The 25,061-nt window shown below is 47.5% G+C and carries 20 protein-coding genes; 3 read left to right on the top strand and 17 right to left on the bottom strand.

Translation table 11 applies throughout. The annotated features are described in order from the left end of the window. Positions 1–2: 2 nt before the first annotated feature. From argF to ACUUHJ_RS28510, 8 genes are all read right to left on the bottom strand, one after another. Entirely contained in the window at positions 3–974 is a 972-nt protein-coding gene (gene argF, locus ACUUHJ_RS28475; protein ID WP_041749681.1) for an ornithine carbamoyltransferase, read from the bottom strand. Then, the gene (gene carB, locus ACUUHJ_RS28480; protein WP_472300645.1) at positions 919–4,161 is read right to left on the bottom strand and encodes a carbamoyl-phosphate synthase (glutamine-hydrolyzing) large subunit; all 3,243 of its coding nucleotides are present in this window, start codon (positions 4,159–4,161) and stop codon (positions 919–921) included. The genes argF and carB overlap by 56 nt, the downstream gene beginning before the upstream one ends. Next, positions 4,154–5,260: a carbamoyl phosphate synthase small subunit gene (locus ACUUHJ_RS28485; RefSeq protein WP_472300646.1), complete on the bottom strand. Its 1,107-nt coding sequence runs from the start codon at positions 5,258–5,260 to the stop codon at positions 4,154–4,156. Before ACUUHJ_RS28485 ends, carB begins: the two co-directional genes overlap by 8 nt. A gap of 148 nt (positions 5,261–5,408) precedes the next feature. Continuing rightward, positions 5,409–6,590 (bottom strand): aspartate aminotransferase family protein, encoded by a 1,182-nt coding sequence (locus ACUUHJ_RS28490; protein ID WP_472300648.1) that lies wholly within the window; start codon positions 6,588–6,590, stop codon positions 5,409–5,411. A 19-nt stretch (positions 6,591–6,609) separates the two neighbouring features. Beyond that, positions 6,610–7,407, bottom strand: a complete 798-nt coding sequence (gene argB, locus ACUUHJ_RS28495) for an acetylglutamate kinase (protein ID WP_472300650.1) — start codon at positions 7,405–7,407, stop codon at positions 6,610–6,612. A 13-nt stretch (positions 7,408–7,420) separates the two neighbouring features. Further along, the gene (gene argC, locus ACUUHJ_RS28500; RefSeq protein WP_289674862.1) at positions 7,421–8,461 is read right to left on the bottom strand and encodes an N-acetyl-gamma-glutamyl-phosphate reductase; all 1,041 of its coding nucleotides are present in this window, start codon (positions 8,459–8,461) and stop codon (positions 7,421–7,423) included. A 135-nt stretch (positions 8,462–8,596) separates the two neighbouring features. Further along, a complete protein-coding gene (locus ACUUHJ_RS28505; RefSeq protein ID WP_041749682.1) occupies positions 8,597–9,004 on the bottom strand; it encodes a c-type cytochrome in 408 nt (135 codons plus the stop codon). Positions 9,005–9,080: 76 nt separating this feature from the next. Then, positions 9,081–9,350: a YciI family protein gene (locus tag ACUUHJ_RS28510; RefSeq protein WP_289674863.1), complete on the bottom strand. Its 270-nt coding sequence runs from the start codon at positions 9,348–9,350 to the stop codon at positions 9,081–9,083. A gap of 142 nt (positions 9,351–9,492) precedes the next feature. Between ACUUHJ_RS28510 and ACUUHJ_RS28515 the strand changes: the two genes are divergently transcribed. Then, a complete protein-coding gene (locus ACUUHJ_RS28515) occupies positions 9,493–10,929 on the top strand; it encodes a PAS domain-containing sensor histidine kinase (RefSeq protein WP_289674864.1) in 1,437 nt (478 codons plus the stop codon). On the opposite strand, the gene prfB is transcribed toward ACUUHJ_RS28515, so the two are convergent. From prfB to hpf, 4 genes are all read right to left on the bottom strand, one after another. Continuing rightward, a protein-coding gene (prfB, locus tag ACUUHJ_RS28520; RefSeq protein WP_289674866.1) for a peptide chain release factor 2 occupies positions 10,919–12,032 on the bottom strand; the annotation gives its coding sequence in 2 pieces (ribosomal slippage) (positions 10,919–11,950 and positions 11,952–12,032; 1,113 coding nt in all). The two genes, ACUUHJ_RS28515 and prfB, sit on opposite strands and share 11 nt — an antisense overlap. A 113-nt stretch (positions 12,033–12,145) precedes the next feature. Further along, positions 12,146–12,607 carry a hypothetical protein gene (locus ACUUHJ_RS28525; RefSeq protein ID WP_289674867.1) on the bottom strand — a complete coding sequence of 154 codons (462 nt, stop codon included), beginning with the start codon at positions 12,605–12,607 and terminating at the stop codon, positions 12,146–12,148. 245 nt (positions 12,608–12,852) lie between these two features. Continuing rightward, entirely contained in the window at positions 12,853–15,372 is a 2,520-nt protein-coding gene (gene secA / locus ACUUHJ_RS28530) for a preprotein translocase subunit SecA (RefSeq protein ID WP_472300652.1), read from the bottom strand. Between the two features lie 198 nt (positions 15,373–15,570). Beyond that, complete coding sequence (hpf, locus tag ACUUHJ_RS28535) at positions 15,571–16,128, bottom strand: ribosome hibernation-promoting factor, HPF/YfiA family (protein ID WP_015893536.1); 558 nt, start codon at positions 16,126–16,128, stop codon at positions 15,571–15,573. 209 nt (positions 16,129–16,337) lie between these two features. Between hpf and ACUUHJ_RS28540 the strand changes: the two genes are divergently transcribed. After that, positions 16,338–17,390, top strand: coding sequence for an HD-GYP domain-containing protein (locus tag ACUUHJ_RS28540; RefSeq protein ID WP_472300654.1), 1,053 nt, complete (start codon positions 16,338–16,340; stop codon positions 17,388–17,390). A gap of 83 nt (positions 17,391–17,473) precedes the next feature. Here ACUUHJ_RS28540 and ACUUHJ_RS28545 read toward each other — a convergent pair whose 3' ends face one another. From ACUUHJ_RS28545 to ACUUHJ_RS28560, 4 genes are all read right to left on the bottom strand, one after another. Continuing rightward, positions 17,474–18,148, bottom strand: coding sequence for an amino acid ABC transporter permease (locus ACUUHJ_RS28545; protein WP_064200463.1), 675 nt, complete (start codon positions 18,146–18,148; stop codon positions 17,474–17,476). 87 nt (positions 18,149–18,235) lie between these two features. After that, on the bottom strand, positions 18,236–19,039 hold the full coding sequence (locus ACUUHJ_RS28550; RefSeq protein WP_142497944.1) for a basic amino acid ABC transporter substrate-binding protein: 804 nt from the start codon (positions 19,037–19,039) through the stop codon (positions 18,236–18,238). A 289-nt stretch (positions 19,040–19,328) separates the two neighbouring features. Continuing rightward, complete coding sequence (locus ACUUHJ_RS28555; protein WP_289674872.1) at positions 19,329–20,114, bottom strand: OmpA/MotB family protein; 786 nt, start codon at positions 20,112–20,114, stop codon at positions 19,329–19,331. Continuing rightward, on the bottom strand, positions 20,107–20,916 hold the full coding sequence (locus ACUUHJ_RS28560) for a motility protein A (protein WP_472300655.1): 810 nt from the start codon (positions 20,914–20,916) through the stop codon (positions 20,107–20,109). Before ACUUHJ_RS28560 ends, ACUUHJ_RS28555 begins: the two co-directional genes overlap by 8 nt. A 158-nt stretch (positions 20,917–21,074) precedes the next feature. Between ACUUHJ_RS28560 and ACUUHJ_RS28565 the strand changes: the two genes are divergently transcribed. Further along, positions 21,075–21,245 carry a putative motility protein gene (locus tag ACUUHJ_RS28565; protein ID WP_472300656.1) on the top strand — a complete coding sequence of 57 codons (171 nt, stop codon included), beginning with the start codon at positions 21,075–21,077 and terminating at the stop codon, positions 21,243–21,245. A 139-nt stretch (positions 21,246–21,384) separates the two neighbouring features. Here ACUUHJ_RS28565 and ACUUHJ_RS28570 read toward each other — a convergent pair whose 3' ends face one another. Then, positions 21,385–24,852, bottom strand: coding sequence for an IPT/TIG domain-containing protein (locus ACUUHJ_RS28570; RefSeq protein WP_472300657.1), 3,468 nt, complete (start codon positions 24,850–24,852; stop codon positions 21,385–21,387). Positions 24,853–25,061: the final 209 nt, after the last annotated feature.

A 25,061-nucleotide genomic window follows, 5' to 3' on the forward strand; every position in this document is an offset into this window, starting at 1 on the left:
GTTCACACCAGCGCCGCCAAGATCGCTTTTTGTGCGTGCAATCTATTTTCAGCCTGATCAAAAATGACAGAGCGCGATCCGTCGATGACCCCGGTTGTCACTTCCTCCCCACGATGTGCTGGCAAGCAGTGCAAGAAGAGATAATCACGGTCTGCCGCTGCTACCAATTTTTCGTTCACTTGATAGTCGGCAAATGCTTTCAATCGCACCTCATTTTCTTCTTCAAAACCCATACTAGTCCAAACGTCCGTGTATACAGCATCTGCCCCCATGACAGCCTCTATCGGATCAGTGGTCACCATCATTTTCCCACCGCTTTGTTTCGCGTACCCTGTAGCTTTTGCGACAATGGTTGTATCCATTTCGTATCCAACCGGAGTCGCCACCCGCACGTCGAGGCCTAGCAAAGCTGCGCCCAGCACCAGTGAGTTCGCCACATTATTGCCGTCTCCTACATAGGCGAGCTTGATTCCTTTCAGCTTGCCCTTATGCTCCCAGATCGTCAGTAGATCAGCCAAAGCCTGACAAGGATGGTACAGATCGGTCAAACCATTGATAATGGGGATCGACGCATGCAGAGCAAGCTCTTCTACATAGGAGTGGGAAAAGGTGCGAATCATGATGGCATCCACGTACCGAGAGAGAACTTTTGCTGTGTCACTGATCGGCTCCCCGCGTCCGAGCTGTAGCTCTTTTCCGCTCATGAACATCCCCAGGCCGCCCAACTGGTGCATCCCTACTTCAAAGGAGACGCGCGTGCGGGTCGAAGCCTTGTCAAAGATCATTCCCAACGTCTTGCCTTGCAAAGGCTGAAATGGCTGACCCAGCTTTTGCAATTGCTTAACGTGAGCAGACAGATGAAGCAGCTCCATCAATTCTTCCCCGTTGAATTCATCGACGCGCAGAAAGTCTTTTCCTTTATGCTTTTGTAACGGCAAGTTTTGAAAGTGTTCCAATATCTTCACTGGCTGCATGCGAGCCACCTCTTTTCTTCAAAATAGACTTCACGTATAACTCGAACGTATCGACAGCGGAGAACAATGGCACACCTTGTTGTACCATCCTGCTTCGCAGGGCAAATCCTGTCCGGCCCTGACGATTGCCTTTCGTCGCAGTAACGAGAGCGAAGGCCGCTTCTTCCTTTTGCAACAGCTCGATCCACGCCGCTTCATCTGCCACGATATGCTTCACGACAATTTCTTTGGCTGCCAGCCACTCAGCCGTTCCCGGAGTCGCCGCCAGTTTCGCTCCGTCAGCGTGGAGTCGTCCGAGCAGCTCTCTTACTACTTCCTGCTTATCTCCATCTGCCAGAGAAATCATGACCAACTGACCTTTTTGCCAGTCACCGTACAAATTATCCTTGAAAGCAAAGGCTTTGCCTGCTGCCTCTTCGAAAGAATACCCCAAGCCGAGAACTTCGCCCGTCGATTTCATCTCTGGACCTAGTACCGGGTCTACACCGTTCAGCTTGATCGTGGAGAAAACCGGTGCCTTGACGACTGCAAACGGAATCTCTGGCAAAAGCCCTGTACCGTAGCCCATCTCCGAAAGCTTTTCACCCAATTGTGCGCGAACCGCCAGTTGAACCATCGGGATGCCAGTCACTTTGCTTGTAATCGGTACGGTCCGTGATGCCCTAGGATTTACCTCCAGTACATAAACCGTTTCGCCATCAATGACGAACTGGATATTGATTAACCCGACTGCTTCCATTTCCTTCGCGATTGCTTCGGTATAGCTCGCAATTTTGTGCTTGATGTTATCCGTCAGATGAGGAGCTGGGAACAAGGCTACACTGTCGCCTGAGTGGATGCCCGCTCTCTCCACATGCTGGAAAATGCCTGGGATGATAACAGTTTGTCCGTCGCATACCGCGTCTACTTCTGCTTCCTTGCCTGGAACGTATTTATCCACGAGGAGCGGGAAAAACATGCTCATTTCCGGATGGTTCAACCAGTCGTGAAGGGTAGCTTGCAGCTCGTCGATATTGTGGACAACGACCATACCTTGCCCGCCGATGACGTACGAAGGTCGCATCAAAACAGGGAAGCCGATTTCCTCCGCTATCGCGGTTGCATCCTCCAAGGACGATACTCCTTTACCGGGGATATGCGGAATGTCCAGCTTGCGTAGCATGGTGTAGAACAGCTCGCGGTCCTCCGCGCGTTCGATTGCGGTAAGCGACGTACCCATTACTTTCAGCCCCGCGTTCTCCAGCTTGGCTGCCAAATTGATCGCGGTTTGACCACCGAACTGAACCATGACGCCCTCAACCTGTTCGCGTTCTGCGATATGCAGCACGTCTTCTACGTGAAGCGGTTCAAAATAAAGATGGTCGGCAGTTTCATAGTCAGTGCTGACCGTCTCTGGGTTGTTGTTCACAACGACTGCCGCAATACCGCTGGCCTGAAGTGCTTTGGCTGCATGCACAGAGCAGTAGTCAAATTCGATTCCCTGACCAATGCGTATAGGACCTGAGCCAAGTACCAGAACTTTGCGGCTAGACAGTGACTCGACCTCATCTATTCCTTGCCAATCCGAATAGTAGTAAGGGGTTTGGGCATCAAATTCTGCCGCACAAGTGTCCACGATTTTATAAGTAGGCGTAATGCCTGATTCTTGACGAAGTGATTTGATTTCAGCAGGTGTAGCACCAACCAGTGTAGCGATGGTTTCATCGGCAAACCCGCGACGTTTTGCTTCCAACAACAGCTCTGGGGTCAATGTTTTGCCGTCGTGGCAAGACAGCTCTACTTCCAAGTCCACGATTTTACGCAAGCTCCGCAAGAAAAACGGATCGACACCAGTCAGATTGTGCAGCTCACTTTCTGTAAAGCCTTTGCGAATCGCCTCGGCAAAAACAAACAGTCTGATATCCGTTGCGCCCTGCAAGGATTGGGCAAGCTCCTCACGCGTCCATGATGCCAGCTCTGGTCGAGTCAAATGTGTGCACCCCTGTTCCAGAGAACGAACTGCCTTCAAAAGTCCTGCTTCCAGATTGCGGGCGATCGACATGACCTCGCCAGTCGCTTTCATTTGCGTCCCCAACTTGCGGTCTGCCAGCGGGAATTTGTCAAACGGGAAGCGTGGGATTTTGACAACGATGTAGTCCAACGCTGGTTCAAAGCTAGCGTACGTGTAGCCCGTGATTGGATTAAGTACCTCATCCAGCCCGTAGCCCAATGCGAGCTTGGCTGCGATCCGCGCGATTGGATAGCCTGTTGCTTTGGACGCCAACGCACTGGATCGACTGACACGAGGATTTACTTCGATCAGCACATACCGATCAGAATGCGGATCGAGCGCAAATTGAATATTGCAACCGCCAACTACCCCAAGCGAACGAATCACTTTCGTTGATACGCTGCGCAGCATTTGGTACTGACGATCTGTCAGCGTCTGCGAAGGCGCAACGACAATACTGTCTCCCGTATGAATACCTACCGGGTCCAAATTTTCCATATTGCACACGATTATGCAGGTATCATTTGCGTCCCGCATGACCTCGTATTCGATTTCCTTCCAGCCTTTTACACTGCGCTCAATCAGTACCTGACCGATTGGGCTAGCTGCAATCCCACCGGCTGCAACCTTTCGCAAGGACACTTCATCCCCCGCGATCCCTCCACCTGCTCCTCCGAGCGTATAAGCAGGACGGACAATCACTGGATAGCCGATAGTGTTCGCAAACTCGATTGCTGCCTCTACAGATTCGACTGTATCGCTCTCTGGAACAGGCTCTCCGATTTGTTGCATCAATTGCTTGAACAGCTCACGGTCTTCCCCGTTTTGAATGGCAGCCAGCGGCGTACCCAGCAGCTCCACGCTATACTTTTCCAGCACGCCCGCTTCTGCCAGCGAAACAGCAAGATTAAGTCCCGTTTGGCCGCCTAATGTAGGCAAGAGACCATCGGGACGCTCTTTTGCGATAATAGCTGTCACAGATTCCACCGTGAGCGGCTCCAGATATACTTTGTCCGCTACTTGTTCATCTGTCATGATCGTTGCCGGATTGTTATTCACCAGCACGACCTGCACGCCAGCTTCTTTTAGGGAAAGGCAAGCCTGTGCGCCTGCATAATCAAACTCCGCTGCCTGCCCGATGACGATCGGGCCAGAACCAATGACCAATACTTTATGAATGTGTGGCAATTTAGGCATATCTCTTCGCTCCTACTACGCGCATCGACTGCAAGAATTGGTGGAAAATGTGGGATGTATCACTGGGACCCGGATGTGCCTCCGGATGGAACTGCACACTGAAAACAGGCAAACTAACGTGACGCATTCCTTCGACTGAACCGTCATTGACATTGCGGTAGGAAACCGTTAATTGACGTTTATCCAAAGACTCTTCCTTGACCACATACCCGTGATTTTGTGAACTCATATATACTTTGCCAGTCATCAGATCCTTGACCGGATGGTTGCTACCGCGGTGACCATATGCGAGCTTTTCTGTCTTGCCGCCGTACATTAGCGCCAACACTTGATGCCCCAAACAAATACCTAATGTCGGGTACTGCTCCACAGCTTTGCGCCATTCGCTGCAATACGCAAGCAAGTGCTCCGGATCGCCAGGCCCATTGGAAAACAACAAGCCGTCTGGTGCGAGAGCATTGATTTGAGCAAAACTCGTATCAAAAGGAACGACCGTAACACGGCAGCCTTGCTGGAGAAGGGCATCCAAAATCGATTGCTTCATGCCGAGGTCAATCAAGACAACATGCTCCCCTGCTCCGGGATAACGCTCCACCTGTTGTCTGGATACGTTGGCAACTAATGATTTCTTCGCGTGCTTGTAGCGCAGTGACACCACTTCCTCTACCTGCATAGGCTGATCGGAAATGACACCGAATACGGTACCGTCTTGACGGACGCGCTTGGTAATCGTTCGCGTATCAATCCCCGCAAGGATCGGAAATCCAAATGCTTCTGCGGCTTGGTCCAAAGTCATGTTTGATTCGTAATGGCTTGGCTCCGTGCATAGCTCGCTGACAATCATCCCTGTCAATGCTGGCTTGCCTGCTTCATAATCCTTTTCGTTGATCCCGTAGTTTCCGATTAAGGGATACGTGAAGGTAACGATTTGCCCTGCAAAAGAAGGGTCGGTCATCACCTCTTGGTATCCCGTCATTCCTGTATGAAAAACCACTTCTCCGAATCCGTTAATGGGTGCGCCATACAGCTTTCCTGTAAAAACCTCGCCGCTCTCCAGCGTTAAATACCCTGTTCCTAACGATTGTTTCTCTCTATCCATCTATGAAGCCACTCCTCTCCAATGGGCGCCGGGCTGATCGCTCTTACCGAAAATTTATGCAACCTTTTGTATTAATATACATTTTTGATTATAAAAATGCAACGAGTTTTTTGACCACTTCCACTCGTTGCATTCTTTGCTTTTTCATCTAAACATGCGACAGTGCCTCGCTTAGTACAGTAATGGCCTGCTTTACTTCCTCGTCGGTCGTTACAAACGAAGGCAAGAGTCTCACTACTTGTGGGCCAGCTATCAGCAGAATGACTCCTTTTTCCCGTGCATACGCAACCGGCTCACCAGCAGGAATCGTTAGCTCCACACCGAGAAGCAGCCCTTTTCCCCGAACCGTAACCACTTTGTCTGGATGCTCCGCCTTGAGCTTCTCCAGCTCTTTGATCAATACGTCATGGATATGGGCTACCCGCTCCAAAATCTGCTCCTCTTCCATCGTCGTAAGCGTCGCGATCCCAGCAGTTGCTGCCAATGGATTCCCGCCAAAAGTAGTACCATGCGCACCCGGAGCAAACGCTTCTGCTACTTCCTTGGTCGCGACGACTGCTCCAATCGGGAAACCACTTCCCAAGCCTTTTGCCAATGAAATCGCATCTGGCTTCACGTCATAGTGCTGGAAGGCAAACCACGTACCCGTGCGGCCAATCCCAGTCTGTATCTCGTCGATTAACAGGAGCAATCCGTGGGCATCACACAATTCACGCAGCGCCTTCACCCACGCCTCTTCTGCCGGATGCACGCCGCCCTCTCCTTGTACCAGCTCCAGCATGATCGCGCATGTCTTGTCTGTAATGGCTGACTTGACGGCATCAAGGTCGTTGTAAGGAACGGTGACAAATCCTTGCGGCAGTGGTGCGAAGCCGTCCTTCACCTTTTCCTGCCCAGTAGCTGTCAGGGTGGCCAATGTCCGCCCATGAAAAGACTGTTCGAAGCTGATGATTTCGTAGCGATCGGTCCCTTTTATTTTTTGTGCATAGCGGCGAGCGAGCTTGATCAAGCCCTCATTCGCCTCTGCTCCACTGTTGCAGAAAAAAGCCTGATCCAGTCCAGACAGACGACTCAGCTTTTCCGCCAAAATCTCTTGCTGAGGAACATGCACCAAATTCGAGCAATGCCACAACGTATCGAGCTGTTCGTGTAGCTTTGCCGTTACTTTTGGCGGGACATGCCCTAACGAGGTCACGGCAATTCCCGAGGTAAAATCGAGATATTGCCTGCCTTGATCATCCCATACCTGGTTTCCTTGTCCTTTTACCAAACTGATTGGCCATCTCGCATAGTTATTCATGAGATGCACAGGCGCTGTTGTTGTATGCATATTCATTGCCCTCCTCATCCTAAGCGTAATTGACATTCATACGGACTGTTGTCCCAACTGCCTGCCCCGCACAAACACCGAGCAGATCTTCAGCGGTTCCCCGGCAGATGACAACCTGCTCCACGCCTTGTCCGAGAGCGTCGAGAGCTGCCTGAACCTTCGGAATCATTCCGCCAGTAATAATTTCTTCCCGAATCATTTCCTGTATCTCTTCTGCACTTGTGGCTGGCACTACTGCCTTGGTTCCGTCTGGCTGTGGTTGCATGATGCCCGGAACGTCTGTCACCATGATCAGTTTTTCGGCGCTAAGTGCTGCTGCAATCGCTCCTGCGGCTACATCAGCATTGACGTTATATGTCTCTGTGCCATCTTCACTAACGGAAAGGGGAGCGATCACCGGGACGTAGCCCTGATCAAGAATCGCTTTTGGAATGGTCGTATCAGCCTTCTTGATTTCTCCTACCCACCCGAGTGGCTTCGGCGTTTTTGTTGCCAAAAGGGTCTGACCATCGATTCCGCTAACTCCCCAAGCCTTGGCTCCTGCCTGCGTCAGTCTTTTTACCAGCGCCTTGTTGATACTGCCGCATAAGACCATCTCTACAACACGCAGCGTGTCCTCGCAGGTAACACGCAGCCCATCGACAAATTGCGGAGTGATCTGAACTCGATCGAGCATACTGTTAATGGCAGGTCCGCCCCCATGGACGATGACGATCTCTTGTCCTTGCGCCTGCAGTCCGGCAATCGCCTGGAAGAAGGAGTCAGGCAATTGATCCATGGTGCTTCCGCCACATTTGATCACGACAATTCCTTGCATCTGCTCTCCTCCTCTACGGGTACACAGGTACGAGCGGCAAGCCCGTTTTCTCAGGCAAATCAAACATGACATTCATGTTTTGTACAGCTTGCCCGGCTGCGCCCTTCATCATGTTATCGATTACCGACAGCAAGATAACACGCTTCGTGCGCTGATCAACATGAATGGCGATATCGCAGTAATTGGAGCCATAAACTTCTTTCGTATGTGGGTGACTGCCTGCGGGACGTACACGCACAAAAGGCTTATCCGCATAAGTAGCTTCATATAGCTCCTGGATTTGCGCTTGAGTGACATCAGCCGTTAGCTGTCCGTAAGCCGTGACTAAAATCCCGCGCGTCATCGGCACCAGATGCGGCGTAAATTGAACAAGCGTCTCTTCCCCGCTCTGTTTTTGCAGCTCCTGTTCAATCTCCGGTGTATGCTGATGACTCGCAACTTTATAAGCATGAATACTTTCATTAATCTCGCTGTAATGAACCCCTAGCGATACTCCACGTCCAGCGCCGGACACACCTGATTTGGCATCGACGATCCAACTGTTAGACTGTACCCAGCCTGTCTTCATCAGCGGAAGCAAGGCGAGGAGCGTAGCAGTGGGATAGCAGCCAGGATTCGCTATGAGACTGGCACCCGCCACTTGCTCTTGATTCCACTCGGTTAAACCGTAAACCGCTTCATCTATCCATTGGGACGGGGCCGGCTCATGTCTGTACCACGTTTTGTAGACCGCACCATTTTCGAGACGAAAATCCCCGGATAAATCAATAACCTTCACGCCTTTTTCGACCAACTTGGGGGACAGCGTGCTACTTACCCCCGCAGGTGTAGCAAGGAAGATCAAATCGTTCACACCGCTCATGCTGTCTGCATCAATTGGTGACAATGTAGGCAACCCGAGCCCAGTTGCATGTGGAAACGATTTTTCCAAGCTATCTCCTTCAGATGAACTTGAATATAAATTGGCAATCTCAACATGCGGATGCCCAGCCAAAAGACGGATCAACTCCGCGCCACCATACCCCGTTGCTCCAACAATCCCGACCCGAACCATGCTCTCTCCCCTTTATTCCTATCTGTATTTTTATACATGAATAATAATAAAAATCCATATAGAATACAACAGAAAAACTTTTTTACGTCCAAAGAAAAAGCGCCCGATTGCTCGAGCGCTGGTTTTTTGCCCTGTTTACTTTTTGTCCGCTAACCATGCAGCGATGTTTTCTGCATCTTTTCCTTTGACGAGCCCCGGAGGCATTGCTCCTTTTCCTTTTTCCAAAATGGCCAGGATCTGTTCCTTGTTCAACTCGCTACCGATCTTTTGCAAGTTCGGTCCAACTGCCCCTTCCAACGTCTGTCCGTGGCAGCCTGAACAAGTATTTTTGAACGTGGATTCTGCAGTTGCTGCATCATAACTGCCGGATGGCGTCGTCGAAGGTGCTGGTGTTTCTGTCGCCGGTTTTTCACCTGCCGGCGTTTCTGTCGCAGGTTGTTGTGCTGGTTGTTGTGCTGGCGGCTGTGTTTGCTTGCTGGTACCACAGGCACTTAGCGAGAATGCGAGTACAGCCGCTGTCAAAACGAGTGGAATACGTTTCAAGGCTGTTCCCTCCTTTATTCGGATTTCTTCGCTAAGTATGCCTCCAACTACCACTTCTCATTCTTACTACAGCCATTTAGGACAAAGGAAATTCCAATGGACTCCATTCACGTAACTCCAACGTCCGCGCGCCTTCTACAACAACTGGATCTGCCTCAGCTAATTTGCGGGCTTCTTCCAGAGAACCCGCTTTGTAAATAACCAATCCGCCAAGTTTATCTGTAAAGGGTCCTGCCATGACCACTTTTCCCTGCTTGTACAAATCATTGATATACGAAAGATGCGCAGGTCTTACTTGAGCATTCAACTCTTGATTCACGATTGGCAAAAATGCGGCATACAACATGACGGTTTCTCTCCTTTTTCATGGCCTTGTTCTTTTCTGAAGTATAACATAATTATGAATACGGACTTTGGTCTAGTAGGATTTTTCCTTTCTACAGCGAACGATTCAAAGGTAGCAAGTAGCAACAGAGAGGCGGATAGGTATGGACACGCAGATACAGTTATATACATCTCTCTTCCACAACAATCCTGACGCTGTTTTCATGTTCGACATGCAGGGCAGATTCACAGGCGTAAACGCTGCTGGTGAAGCATTGGTAGGATTCACCTCTCAAGAATTGCTGCGTATGCAAATTTGGGAAATTGTCGCTTCTACTAAGGGGCTCGACAGTAAGAAACAACAACAAATCTTCTCAACAGGAATCAGAAAAAATAAGCATTATCAGTTGCTCCATAAAAACGGGCAGGTTGTGGATATTATCGCTTCTAGCTTTCCCATTTTTCAAAACGGCGAAATCATCAGCCGTTATTCCATTGCCAGAAACATCACGCAGCAGAAGAAGATGGAAGAGGCTCTTCATCAGATGCAAGAGAACTTTCGGTTAATATCCGAAAACATTATGGATTTGATTTTTATTGTAAATGTGGACGGAATGATTACCTACGCTTCCCCATCTGTTCAGGCGGTAACGGGGCTGACGATTGATCAAGTGATCAACCAGCATTTTTCGATCTTGATTCATCCTGAGCAAGTAACCAACGCCAAGAGCGATTTTGCTCAAATGATGAAGCAGAAGACCACGCTCGATGCCGAGTACCATTACCTGCACCCAGACGGTAGAATGTTGCTGTTCGATGTGAAGGGGACACCTGGCGTTTGTTCAAACGGTCATATTCTCAGCACGGTTTTTGTGGCACGTGATATTACAGAACGTCGGCAATCAGAAGAATTGCTTCGTTACTCTGACAAGCTGTCGGTTCTAGGAGAGCTTGCCGCAGGTATCGCCCATGAAATTCGCAATCCGCTTACGGCTTTGAAAGGGTTTATTCAACTCATGGAAGGGGACGAGTTCGCCAATCAGCAATACCTGCAAATTATGCGATCCGAAATCGACCGGATTACTTCGATTACCAGTGAGCTTTTGATAATGGCGAAGCCGCAAACGTTGCGATTTGCTCCCAACGGCCTTTTGCCATTGCTTTCGTCTGTCATTAAGCTTTTGGAACCGCAGGCACTTCTTAAAAATGTATCCATTCTTACTGATTTTCCGCAAATCACGTCCCTCATATTGTGTGAGGAATATCAAATCAAGCAAGTCTTCATAAACATCATAAAAAACGGCATGGAAGCCATGCCGTTAGGTGGAATTCTCACAATCAAGGTTGTAGAGCGCCCTTCTGATGTGATCATCCGAATCAGCGATCAAGGACAGGGCATCCCTGCCGAGCTACTTCCCCGATTAGGAGAGCTTTTTTATAGTACAAAAGAAACAGGAACTGGCCTGGGGTTAATGGTAAGCACAAAAATTATTCGCGATCACGGCGGTACCATCAACATCGCCAGCGATGTCGGCAAAGGAACCACCGTATCGATTTCTATACCAAAAGCCTTGAAGCCTACTGTTTCGGTTAACGATTAATCTGCGCGCGCAGATAGGCATCGATAAACGAATCAATTTCACCATCCATGACTGCTTGAACGTTCCCTACCTCCATATTCGTCCGGTGGTCTTTTACCAGACTGTAAGGGTGGAAGACATAGGAACGAATTTGGCTGCCCCATGCAATATCTTTTTGTTCACCTTGAATCGCGGCCAACGTTTTCTCTTGTTCTTCCCGTTTCTTCTCAAACAGTCGTGCCGTCAGCATCTTCATAGCACGCTCTCGGTTTTTAATCTGGGAGCGTTCTGTTTGACACGTCACCACAATTCCTGAAGGCAAGTGAGTAATCCTTACAGCGGAGTCAGTCGTGTTGATATGCTGACCACCCGCACCACTGGAACGATACGTATCGACTTTCAGGTCCTCAGTACGTATGTCTACCACGTTATCGTCTTCGATCTCCGGCAGGACGTTGCAAGACACAAACGATGTGTGACGACGTCCAGAGGCATCAAACGGAGATATCCGCACAAGACGATGAACCCCTTTTTCTGATTTGAGGTAGCCATACGCATTGTAGCCCTTAATCAGGAGAGTGACACTTTTTACACCGGCTTCATCGCCAGGCAAATAGTCCAATGTTTCGACCTTGAAGCCCTTGGCATCCCCCCAACGTGTATACATACGCAGAAGCATGGACGCCCAATCTTGGGACTCCGTACCACCCGCTCCCGGATGCAGCTCCAGAATGGCGTTGTTTTTGTCGTATTCATCACTCAAAAGCAATTCCAGTTCAAAGCTCTCAAATGACTTGCGCAGCTCCTGCGTACTGTCATACAGATCTTGAATGAGGGAGGAATCCCCTTCTTCGATGACGAGTTCCAACATTACCTGGAGATCCTCGTACTGGGAATCCAGCTTGGCCATCGTCTCCACGAGGCTTTTGATTGCATTCAGTTCACTGATTGTCTTCTGCGCTGCATCGTTGTCATCCCAAAAATCGGGTGCCAGCATGCGCTCTTCCAGTTCACCGATTCGTTCCTGTTTTACTGGGAGGTCAAAGAGACCCCCTGATATCCGCTAAACGCTTAGCCATGCTAGACATCTCTTGTTTGATGTCCGCAATATCGATTAATGCCATGTTGCGAATCACCTTCTCTTTACGTAAGCTATGTTTTATTGTAACGTAATTTGCCGGATGCGCAAATACGGTAGCTTGTCACGTTTCGAAAAGGGACTTCGCCGCTACCTTTTTTACGTTACCACAGGTGGTGATGGCGAGGATCTCAGGTCTCGGATTTCATGTCGTTGTTTATTTTCCGCCTGTGGTGCAGCAACCAGATTGAGATGGGTACGCCGAGCTTCACTTGCTTTTTGCTGGTATGCTTGCTTGATGATAGCTTGTCGCTTCCAGTTGTGTGTTTTTCGATAGGTTTTGGCTAGCGGACTTTCACGCGTTCGATCCACCATTCCACTCGGCGGTGCGATCAAAGCCTCGTTCCAATTCGGCTCCGGAATTTCCTCCATCAGTCGCTTGTCCTCAAATACTGGGTCTTGCGCTGAGATGACTCTCGGTAATTCAATTCCCTCCTCTTTTTCAATGAGCTGTACTTTTTTATTTTCTTTTCCTGTCTTTAGGACTGCTTTTAAAGTAACGGAAATGCGCTCCATCGTATTCTTCGTTTGTATCCCCATCACGTTCACTGACGTTCTCATTTGTTCATTCCCCCGTCTTCGTGAATTTTTGGTAAAAGTGTTGTACTTACGATTCTATTTATTTTTCAGATAATTACCACCTGAATCGTTCGATCACATTTACCAGTGTTAGACAAATAGATCGTTAATATCAGACGAGGAAGAATAGATGAGGACGAATACTGTCAAGGCATTAGGAATGGGCAAGAAAAAAACATTCCCCTCGTACCGAATTTGCCGATACGAGAAGAATGTTCTGTTATTGCTTATTGTTTCTTATTTTGGCGTTTGCGTTCCTGCTCCTGAGCGCGACGCTGTGCACGGTTTTTCCGATCAGCATCACCGGAGGTCTCCGGATCTGGACGATCAGATGGTCCGGAGGTTTGCAAGTTGTCCGGATCGATTCCTTGACCGCGAATGACATCTTGACGCTCCAAGTTTTGGCTAACTTCGGCCTTCATGATATACATAGCGACTTCTTCCTGAACAGCAGCCAGCATACCTTGATACATTTCGTATCCTTCGAACTGGTACTCACGAAGCGGATCGTTTTGTGCGTAGGCGCGCAGGTGAATCCCTTGACGCAACTGATCCATTGCATCGATGTGATCCATCCACTTGCTGTCGACAGCACGCAGAATAACGACTTTTTCAAACTCGCGAATCGATTCGCCGATTTCTTCTTCACGCTGTTTGTACTGCTTATCAACTTCTGCTTTCAACAGCTCGAGAATTTCCTCTGCTTCCATGCCTTTCAGCATTTTAGCCGTAATCGTTTCTTCATAGAGGAATCCATTATTGGCAGCATCGGCCAATGCTTGCAGATCCCAATCCTCTGGTACCTCTTCTTTTGGGCAATGCAGAGACACTGCACGCTCCATCACTGCGTAGATCATATTCAAAGCAACATCGCTGAGGTTTTCCTGCTCCAGGATGTCTTTACGCTGTTTATAGACAACCAGACGCTGCTGATTCATCACGTCGTCGTACTGGAGAACGCCTTTACGTGCATCGAAGTTCGATCCCTCTACACGCTTCTGCGCGGATTCTACCGCACGAGTAACCAGGCGGCTCTCGATCGGCATATCCTCTTCCATACCCAAACGATCCATCATATTCATGATATTGTCCGCACCGAAACGACGCATGAGCTCATCTTGCATCGAGAGGAAGAACTGGGATGAACCCGGGTCCCCCTGACGACCGGCACGACCGCGCAGCTGATTGTCAATCCGGCGGCTCTCGTGGCGTTCTGTACCGATAATATGAAGACCGCCCAGCTCCGCAACACCTTCGCCAAGCTGAATGTCCGTACCACGACCCGCCATGTTTGTGGCAATGGTCACCGCTCCGTACACACCTGCACGTGCAACAATTTCTGCCTCGCGCTCATGCTGCTTCGCGTTCAATACGTTATGCGGTACGCCTTTTTGCTTCAGCATTTGGGACAAGCGCTCCGAGTTTTCGATGGAAATGGTACCTACCAGGATCGGTTGGCCCTTTTTGTGACGCTCCACAATGTCGTTTACAACCGCACGATATTTAGCTGCCTCTGTTTTGAAAACAAGGTCAGGTGAATCGACACGCTGTACTGGCTTATTCGTTGGAATAACCACAACATCGAGACCGTAAATCTTTTTGAACTCTTCTTCTTCCGTCTTCGCTGTACCTGTCATACCCGCCAGCTTCTCATACATACGGAAGTAGTTTTGCAAGGTAATGGTCGCCAGTGTCATGCTCTCGCTCTGAACACGCAGACCTTCTTTGGCTTCAATCGCTTGGTGCAAGCCATCGCTGTAGCGACGTCCAACCATCAGACGGCCGGTGAACTCATCGACGATCACCACTTCGCCTTCCTGCACCACATAATCGACATCGCGCTTGAACAGCACTTGTGCTTTCAACGCGGCCGTAATGTGGTGGTTCAACGTGATATGTGCCGTATCGTACAGGTTGTCGATGTTGAATGCCTGTTCGACTTTGCTTACACCATCATCTGTGAGGTTGACGATTTTCAGCTTCTCATCGATTGTGAAATCTTTTTCTTCTTCCAAGCGCTTCACAAAATGCGAGCAGATGTAGTACAGCTCTGTCGATTTGTTAGCAGAACCGGAGATGATCAACGGCGTACGTGCTTCGTCAATCAAAATGCTGTCCACCTCGTCGATGATAGCGAAGAAGAGTGGACGTTGCACCATTTGTTCCTTGTACAGAACCATATTGTCACGCAAGTAATCGAAGCCAAACTCATTGTTCGTACCATACGTAATATCACATGCGTATGCTTCCCGCTTTTCTTCTGGGTTCAGTCCATTCTTGTTCAAACCGACTGTCAGCCCGAGGAAGTTATACAGTTTACCCATGATGTTCGAGTCACGCTCAGCCAAGTATTCGTTCACGGTAACGACGTGCACGCCTTTTCCCATCAGGGCATTCAGGTATGTCGCCAGTGTCGCAACCAGCGTTTTACCTTCCCCCGTCTTCATCTCGGAGATACGACCTTCCTGAAGCACCATACCACCAATCATCTGGACGTCGAAGTGACGCATGCCCAGTACACGGATCGACGCTTCACGTACAACGGCAAACGCTTCATTCAAAATTTTGTCCAGTTCTTCTCCATTTGCCAAGCGAGCCTTAAACTCAGCTGTCTTCTCCCGCAATTGGTCATCCGAGAGTGCCTTAATCGTTGGTTCCAGCGCGTTGATACTTTCTACACGCTTAAACATTTTCTTTACTTCGCGTTCATTGCTATCGCCGAATATCTTTTTAACGAGTCCTAGCATGAGGACACCCCTTCCATATACTGCCAAACAAAAATGCACAAGCCGGCATGAGTCCAATAATAAAAAAGGATACCGATTCTACGAAAATAATACTTTCTAAAAAGGTATTTTATCAAATAGAGCATCCTCTACACAAGTAAAGGGAGTTGCCAATAGCAACTCCCTAGTCTTATACGAATGAGAATGTGTAAAGTTTCGTTATTTTGGTTCGATCAATCCGTAACGCCCATCATTGCGGCGATACACCACACTGACGTCATTGGTGTCACTGTTTTGGAAAACGAAGAAGCTGTGTCCCAGCATATCCATCTGCATGACCGCTTCCTGTGCATCCATCGGCTTCAGATCGAAGCGTTTGGTTCGAACGATATCGATGTCGATATCCTCCTCATCCACATCCGGGATCATGACTGCTACTGGCTGACTCTCACGCTGTGCGATTCTTCCAGTCGAATCCACTCGAAGCTTCCTCATCAGCTTCGTTTTGTGTTTGCGAATCTGACGTTCCAGCTTTTCTACTACCAGATCGATAGCAGCATACATATCTTCGTGCGTTTCCTCCGCTCGGATAATCACCCCACTCAACGGGATCGTTACCTCGATCGTGCCTTCTCCTCTGTGTACATGCATGGTGACTTGTACTTCTGTAGGCTGTGGAGTTTCAAAATATTTTTCCAGACGGCCGACTTTCTTTTCGACATATTCTCTAAGTGCAGCGGTGACTTGAATGTTTTCTCCACGAATGTTAAATTTCATGGTTCCAACCTCCTTCCGTCTATACATACGTATTCGCCACCTCTGTAAATAATCCTTCCACTCAGCTTAAAAAAATCTTTGCAAATCTTTTACAAACCATCAATATCCGACATTATTTTACCAATACTTACTAGATTCCCTATGCTATAATAGGACATGTAATCATCCCATCCTATATCGCGGTCGTACATCGCACTGGAGGAGTCCTCATGGCAGAGGTAAAACCTTCCCATTCACTTATCGGAACAACGCTCGCTCAAGACGTCTACAATGAATACGGGCTGCTTTTACTACCCGCTGGTGCAATCCTTCATCTTAGTGATATACGACTACTAGAGGCCCACCAGGTAGAAGCCGTACACGTTACTACAGACTCGGAAGCACCCGAAATGCCCTTCCCTCTCCTTTATTGGAGTGAGTCGGAGGCTGCAAAGGCCTATATGGTGGCCGTACAAAAAACCGAGTATTTATTTAACCAGCTCGCAAATGGGGGTACTCCCAAACTGCAACAATTTAGCGACGCTGTTCACCCTATGCTCGATCAAGTTCTTCATCACATGAGATTTCTGCGCTTCATTTATTTGAATGAAGGAACAGAAAGCTATACGTATCGCCACTCCCTGCATGTAGGTATCGTGGCAGCTTTAATCGGAAAAATCATAGGATTGCCGCAACGTGATGTTCATTTTTTGGGCCTTGCAGGTCTTCTTCATGACATCGGCAAGATGAAAATTCCCGATGAGCTACTGTCCAAGCCAGAACGTTTGACAGACGAAGAATATACGATAATGAAAAAGCATACCGTATACGGCTACGAGCTTCTGCGCACCATGGACGATGCCGACAACTTGCTGGCACAGTGCGCCCTGATGCACCACGAACGTTGGGATGGAAGTGGATATCCTCTCGGACAAAAAAAAGATGGCATCCCTTTTGAATGCCAAATCATCAGTGTCGCAGACACATTTGATGCGATATGCACAGATCGCGTGTATCGGAAGGGAACCTCTCCCTTTGAAGCCGCGAATATTCTGTGGGAGTCAGCTTGTACAGGCCAATTAAATCCGATGATTGTGTCTCGTTTTATCCATTACATTATCTTACTTTACGTCGGCTCCCATGCGCTTTTGAACAATGGCGACCACGTCGAAATCATTATGATTCATACTGATGAGCCGATGCGCCCTCTCGTTCGTAGAGGGGATGAATTTATAGACCTGAGACTCCAGCGTTCGCTACGCATTCAAAGAATGATCAGTTAAACACGTGAAAAAAAACGAATCCCCCTGTCCGATTAAGGAATCAGGGGGATTTTGCTATTGTTTCGTCTTCACAGGCTCACTCACTACCGCGTGGAATATTTTTTCTCTAGTCCTCTCACGACTACACGGGACAAGAACAACGTAAGCACCAGGTAAACAGCCGCCTCCGTTAAATACGGGGGATAGCGCTCAAATGTACTTTTCGCCACGTTCATGGCTGCGTAGTTTAATTCCGGTGTCGCGATTACTGCCAGAAGAGATGAATCTTTCAAAAGAGCAATAAACTCATTTCCGATCGCAGGCAGCATTCGTGTAAACGCTTGCGGAAGTATAATTTGGCGCATCGCAAGGCCCTTGTTCATGCCAAGTGATCGTGCCGCTTCCATTTGTCCCGGATCAATTGATTGGATGCCGGCCCGAAAGATTTCCGCCATATAGGCAGCCGCATTGAGTGAAAGCGCGACGAAGCCTGAATAAATCGCTTCCGGGCTGCTCGCTCCCGGATACAGAATACCCCAAATCGACGGAATCACCGCAAAATGAATCAGCAAAATTTGGACCAGCATCGGAGTTCCCCGAAACAGCTCTACGTAAATCGAACAGGTCCAACGCAAGATTCGCTTGGAGGACATTTTGCCCAAGCTGATGAACAACCCCAAAAATGTTCCGCAAACCGTAGCCACTGCCGTTAGTAAAATCGTATTCATGATGCCTCGGATAAACAGTTCACGGTAGTCGTAGATGACACTCCAGTCCAATGGCTCATCCTCCCTTCTTCCTGTCAGCAAGCCAAGCTGCGAACAAACGCCGGCTACGTCGAAAGACGCACCCGGCCATTTTGCTGCCTACTTATTGCCAAAGTACTGGGTGTAAATTTCCTGCAGCTTTCCATTTTCTTTTATCTTTTTCAATCCGTCGTTGATTTTGTTAATCGCATCGGCATTGCCCTTTTTCACGATAATTCCGTAAAATTCCTTTTCAAAGGAATCATCTTTTATCAGCTTAAACTTCTTATCTTTTACTTTATTCACGTAGTATGACAAAACCCCATTGTCGCCAATCACTGCATCGACTCGACCATTAAAGAAGTCATCGACGGAGGATGGCATATCATCATAGCCCTTCAAGCCTTCATACGTATCTCCAAACGCTTTTTTGACCACTTCTTCACCCGTAGTCGCAGCTTGAACCCCGATCTTCTTCCCTTTCAAATCTGCCAGCTTCGTCACTGGAGAATCTTCCGCTACCAGAATGAGTTGATTCGCTTCAAAGTATGAGTCCGAAAAATCGTATTTCTCCTTGCGCTTCTCTGTAATCGTGATAGACGAGATCCCAATATCAACCGTCCCTTTGTCCAGTCCATCAAAAAGTGGGTCCCACCCGGTGTTTTTCCACTCGATCTTGAATCCGCCAGCTTCTGCGATCGCGTTCATCACATCGATGTCATGGCCACTAATCTTGTCTGCCTCAAGCATTTGGAACGGTGGATATGCCGCATCTGTACCCACTACGTAAACCTTGTCACCCGAACCACCACTCGCTCCGCCACTACCAGACGTTTGCTGACCACCCGATCCACAGCCTGCGAGGAGCATCCCCACACCGACGACCAACGCGAGCGATTTGAACCAATTTGTCCCGATACGCATCTCGAAATCCCCCTTGTGTCTCTCTATCTGCCCATTTTGTCCCCAGCAATGTCCACATGGAAATTACGGATTTTTTGCGTTCTCCACAGAGTTATCCACATTATCCACATACCCTTGTGCACAAGCTGGGCATAACTATTTTCCTGTATATTCTGCCACTTTAGTACGAAAGTAAGGGGAAAGAAATGGGAAAATAAGTATATTTAGCAGCAAAAAAACAGGATTCATATATACGGGATATAGTTCTATCCTGCATATAAAAATCCTGCTTTTATCTGAAAATAATGAATTATTCTTTTTCCCCCAAAATCACGATCTCTACCCGGCGATTCTTCGCACGGTTCTCCGCGTTGGAGTTATCCACAAGCGGTTTGTACTCGCCCAAGCCAGCCACTGTAAAGCGAGACGCGGGTAAGGAGTTAGCATCCACCATTTCACGCATGACAGAGATCGCGCGCGCTGAGGATAGCTCCCAGTTGGATTGGAAGGAACTACGAGATATCGGCACATCATCTGTGTAGCCCTCGATTCGCACCTTGTGCTCAAAACGCTTCAAAACCCCTGCTACCGTCCCGACGACTTGCTTCCCTTGGGTCTGTAGGTCTGCCGAACCACTCGTAAACAAGATCGTTTCCGGCAAACGGATACGCAAGCCTTCTTCGGTCTCCTCGTAGTCGAGATTCAGCTCAGCCAAAGCGGAGGATAGCTGATTGCGTACCGTCTCCATATCGCGCTCACTCGAGTCAGACATGCCCATCGGCCGCTTCGGCACGTTTACGGTGTCTTCGGAGCCTTCTTTTCCTTTTTCGCCCTTGAGCTCCTTCTGGCGAGCCTCCAATTGGTAGACCTCTCGCTGCAGCTCCAGCTTTTGCAGGTTGAGCAGATCGAGACTCTCATGCACCTTCTCCAAGCTCGCTTTTTCCTTTTGGACATCTTCCTTTTGTGACTGAATGCTCTTCGTCTGTGTCGCCGCAATAATAATCACGATCACGAACAACAACGTAATCAGGTCACTGTAGCTAAGCAGCCAGCTTTTTTCTAGCTCTTTTTCGTCGTATAGCCGTTCGTCATGCATAGCGGTCCTGCCTTTCAATCGTGCCCTTCATGCTGCCTGCTTCTTTAATCAGCACCAGCTTTTGGTCACCTGGCAAGAAGGAGTTCAGCTTTTCAAACAACAAGCGTGGTGTCTCCATGCGCTGGAGACCGACACACCCTTCGATGAAAAGACGTTTTTCAAACATTTCCCGGTCGTACAGATCCATCAGGCGGTAGTAGCATGGCAACGCGAACAAGTTCGCCAAGAGCGCGCCATACAACGTCGCCACGACCGCTGCGCTCAGGCTGTGTCCGGTCAAGGCCATGTCTTCTAGCGACTTCAGTACACCTGTCATCCCCAAGAGCGTACCGACCAGCCCCATCCCCGGTGCCAGCAAGCTGATCAGACGGAAGAACCCTGCTGACTGTTGGTAGCGATACTGCTCGCCCTTGAGCTCGTTCTCCAGGATCAGACGCAGCTCTTCTTCGGGAACACCCTCGACCGCCAGTAAGCAACCTCGCTGGACAAACGAATCGGATTCTTGTTGCAGCTCCTTTTCGAGCGCGATATGGCCCTGTTCCTTTTGGACGAGCGCGTAGTAGTAGAAGCGCTTGATCGTTTCTTCGACGTTGCTTTGCCGACCGTGAATGAGCAGGCGCCAGATTTTTTTCAAGTCGAGATGCTTGCGTTTAACTGCGTAGGACATGACTACGGAGAGCGCGACTAGCTCGACGGCGGTTACGTTGAGGAGGTCCGATAAGGTTCCGTTTAGGTAGACCGCGTGTATGAAGATGAGGAGGACGGCTCCGATTAAGACGAGTGAGCGGCGTTTTGTGGACACAAGTGTTTCACCTTCCTAGTTTTTCAGCAAGTTGTTCTTAAATTATAGCAGATGGTGGAAGCGAGATGAGACAAACATTCGATTGGATTATGTAAGGAAGATACATGAAATGCCGATAAAGATAGGGTAAGGCAAATCTAGCAAAGAGGTGACCATCTATGAACGCGATACAATTGAAACAAGCTGTTAGTCTTAGTTTGACTAAGCAGGTTCAGGAAGTGGCTCAAGCACAAATGGATACGATGTTAGGGGCAATGCAGCAAAACTCTCAACAAGTCGTACAGGCATCTCATCCACTGTTAGGAAAAACCATTGATTTAAAAATGTAAGGAACAAACATATCTTTTTGTTTATGATCGCTATAATAAACACATTAGCAGGTAGTCAGATATTTGACCTACCTGCTTTTTTGTTTGCCTTAGATTTTAAAGAAGATCGCCAAGGGTTGGCCTTGACGATCTTTTAGATTTACCTGTACTCAAATGGAGATGTATTGCTCTCTTTTCCATCAGGATTGATGAGCTTAATTTGAACAGTTCCCGCTCCAGAGCCTGCAGGGGATTTGATTTTCAAACGATTGCTACTGTAATACGTTACAAGCTCTCCTTGTACTCCATCAAAGAATACTTGGATACCATTCTGGAAGCCGGTACCATCCACATAGATAATAGTTCCTCCAGCAATAGGACCATAATTCGGATTAACCTTTGTAATTGCTGGTGGAGGCGCTACCGGTGGTGTGTCATAAGTAAATGTGCCTTTAGCTGTCGCTCCAGTAGCCAGTGTAATAATTACAGGTACTTCTCCAGGTGCTCCACTAGCCGGGGTTGTAACTTTTATCCGCGTGCTACTGTAAAAAGTAGTAATAGGAACGGATTGTCCGCCGATGGTTACATTCATAGTCGGATCAAAGTTCTTACCGTCAACATATACCACTGTTCCTCCTGCCATCGGGCCATGGTTAGGGGAGATGTTAGTGATTTCTGGAACAGGCTGTGCGTAAGTATAACCATTCGTGTAAGTAAAAGTCTGTGTATCTGTGTTAGTTAGCGTTACATCAACCGAGCCTTCGTAACCGTTTGAAGCAGGTGCTTTCACACGGACTCTATTGCTACCGTAGAAGTAGTCAATCTGAGCAACTTCCGCACCAAATTTCACAGTGGCGCCTGGTTTGAAATTAACCCCATCGATGGTGACAAGTTCACCACCGACTGTCAATCCCGTATTCGGTGTGATCTTTGTGATCGTAACTGGTTCAGGTGGTGGGAGCATGTAAGTGTATCCCCCAACATGTACACCTTCTAGTTTATCAGGGTTTACGATTTTAACATTGACAGCCCCATCTACGGCAGATGCTGGAGCTGTTACTTTGAGACGAATACTAGAATAGAAAGTGTTTACTGGTGCTTCTTGATCACCAAAGTATACTTTTAATCCATTTACAAAATTAGCTCCATCAATATAAACGACAGTTCCTCCTGCCACAAGACCACTGTTTGGCGAAACCTTCGCAATACTAGGTGCTTGTGGTGGTGGTGGAGCTATATACTTAAATGCCTTAGGACTGACCCCTTCCAAAGTATCAGGATTGATAACTTTCACATCTACATCTCCATCAACCGCGGAAACTGGAGAAGTTACTTTAATCCGGGAACTTGAATAGAAAGCGCCAACAGGAGCTTCTACAGTACCAAAGTATACTTTTAAACCATCGACAAAATCTTTACCATCGATGTATACAACGGTGCCGCCTTCCGTTGGACCACTGTTAGGGGTTAGGTTTGTAATCGTTGGTGCTACTGCCGGCAGTGTTTCCAAGTAATTATAACCATTAATTTTGACTGCTTGCTGCTGGTCAGGATTTACAACTTTAACATCTACCCCTCCTGCAACAGTCCCCGCAGGAGTAATAATCGTAATCTTAGTATCTGTATAAAGTGATTGTACCTTCGCTTCTACACTTCCAAAGAATACTTTCAAACCGCTTTTAAAATTTTTTCCGTTAATTACAATAGTTTCTCCACCTTTTAACAATCCACTTTCAGGCAAAATCGTTGTAATTTCTGGAGCAGGGATGATGGGAGCGGGTTTATAAGTATAACCTGCTTTAACAATTGCTTCCTTGCCATCCGGATTGACTATCTTAACATCTACCGGTCCAGCAACTGCCCCAGTCGGCACTTTTACTTTAATACGAGAATTCGAATAGTAAGTCTGCAGTTCTGCTTCTTTGTCCCCAAAGAATATTTTCACTGCCGGGTCAATCAATTTTCCATCAATAACAACAGACTCTCCACCGATGAGTTCACCAGTATTTGGATTCACATTTGTAATTTCCAATTTCTCTACAGGTGGTTCAACATAGGTATAACCGTTTGGTAGAGTTACTGTCGTACCATCTGGATTCGTAAGAACAATATCTACTGCTCCAGCCTTATCACCTGCAGGCACAGTTACCTTGAAATAGCTAGAAGATGTGTACATGTTAAGTTCAGAGACTTTTCCTCCGAATGTAACCTTCACACCGTTCATAAAATTATTACCTTTAAAACTGACAACATTTCCACCAACTAAAGGACCGCTATTCGGTTCTATAGTGGAAATAACTGGATTTGCTTCGTAGTTGTACTCACTTGTCGCCTTTTGCCCGTCAGGATTCGTAACAGTTACTGCAGCTTTTCCTTGAGCACCAGCAGGAACAATAGCAGTAATTTCATTCGGACTTACAACTTTAACTTCAGTTGCAAAATTACTTCCAAATTGAACTTTAGCACCACTTACAAATTTTTCCCCTTGAATTGTTACTGTTCCTCCACCAGCAACTGGCCCTTTATTGGGAGCAATTGAAGTAATAATTGGTGCAGGAAGTTTTACTTGGAGTGTAAGACTTGGAATAAGTTTGCTACGACTTGATCCTGCGTAATCCTTATAAGTAATCTTGGAATCTGAATGTGTTAATGGGAGATTGCCTGCTTTGTTTACATCTTTAGGTTTAACTTTATAAGTAAAAGTAAGTTCCGTGTTCTTCAATTCCGCAATCTTCCACGTCAAAGTACTTCCATTTACTTCTGGCTTTGGAATGTTGTTATCATAAGAACCTGGAACAATTTCAAAATCAGATCCTACTACATCAGTAATAGTCACATCGTATGCTGAAGCCAATCCAATTTCCTTAACGATTGCTGCGTAAATTTCTTTCAAACCAGTAGAACCCAGAACGAAATGGTGATGTGCAGATGTCGTTGCCATTTCTTTTAGTAGTAGGTTAGGACCGCTAATATCAGGGTTCTCCGTAGATTTCAATAATGCAATGGTATAGAAAACAATCCCTGCATCTTTTGCCGCTTGTGCTTTTTCCTTGGCATAATTATATGCATTATTCCTTGGTTCCGTTGCGTCCCCATCCGTCATGATAACAATGACAGGATGCGCTTCCGGCCTGTGATTCTGCAATAGGTTAATAGCCTTATCAATTGCGTCTCCGGTAGCAGTGCCTCCATTTGCATTAATGGAATCGACATAGCTTTTTGCCGCTGCTGCATCCGTTGTCAGATCGAAGGTACCAATACTATTAGTAAAACTGAAATCAACAATACCAACTTGATGTTTCGTAAAATCCATTAGATCAATAAAGCCTTTTGCAGCTTCCTTAGCCGCTGCCATCTTGTCTTCGCCGTTATTGCTTTCTGGGCGCATACTGCCTGATTTGTCGATGATAAGGATAACATCGTTAGGCTGTACTACATTCACTGGCGGTGTGCCTTGAATGCTTAGACTAACCTCTGCTTCTTGTTCAGTAGTTATGGATGTTGGATTTACTCTTTTTGCTACCGTCAAATAATCATTAACGGCTGCATGAGTTGTTGACGCTGGAAATCCAACAAATCCAAGAAGCAAGGCAAGCATAATCATGATGTTCTTCTTGAAATTACCCATTCTTTCTCCTCCTAATTGGTTTATAAAAAACAATAGCAAATATGCCACTGTTTTTTTCTGGAAGTTACTACTTTTATCACTGGTGCACAATGACAATTTGCCTATCTTCTTCGTTTGTATTATCGGTTTTTTTATCTGTTTTTTTTAGGAACTTAAGAGGCAATAATAGAATAATCCTTACAAATATATAAATATGTAACTAAAAATAA

Source organism: Brevibacillus schisleri (assembly GCF_055685845.1).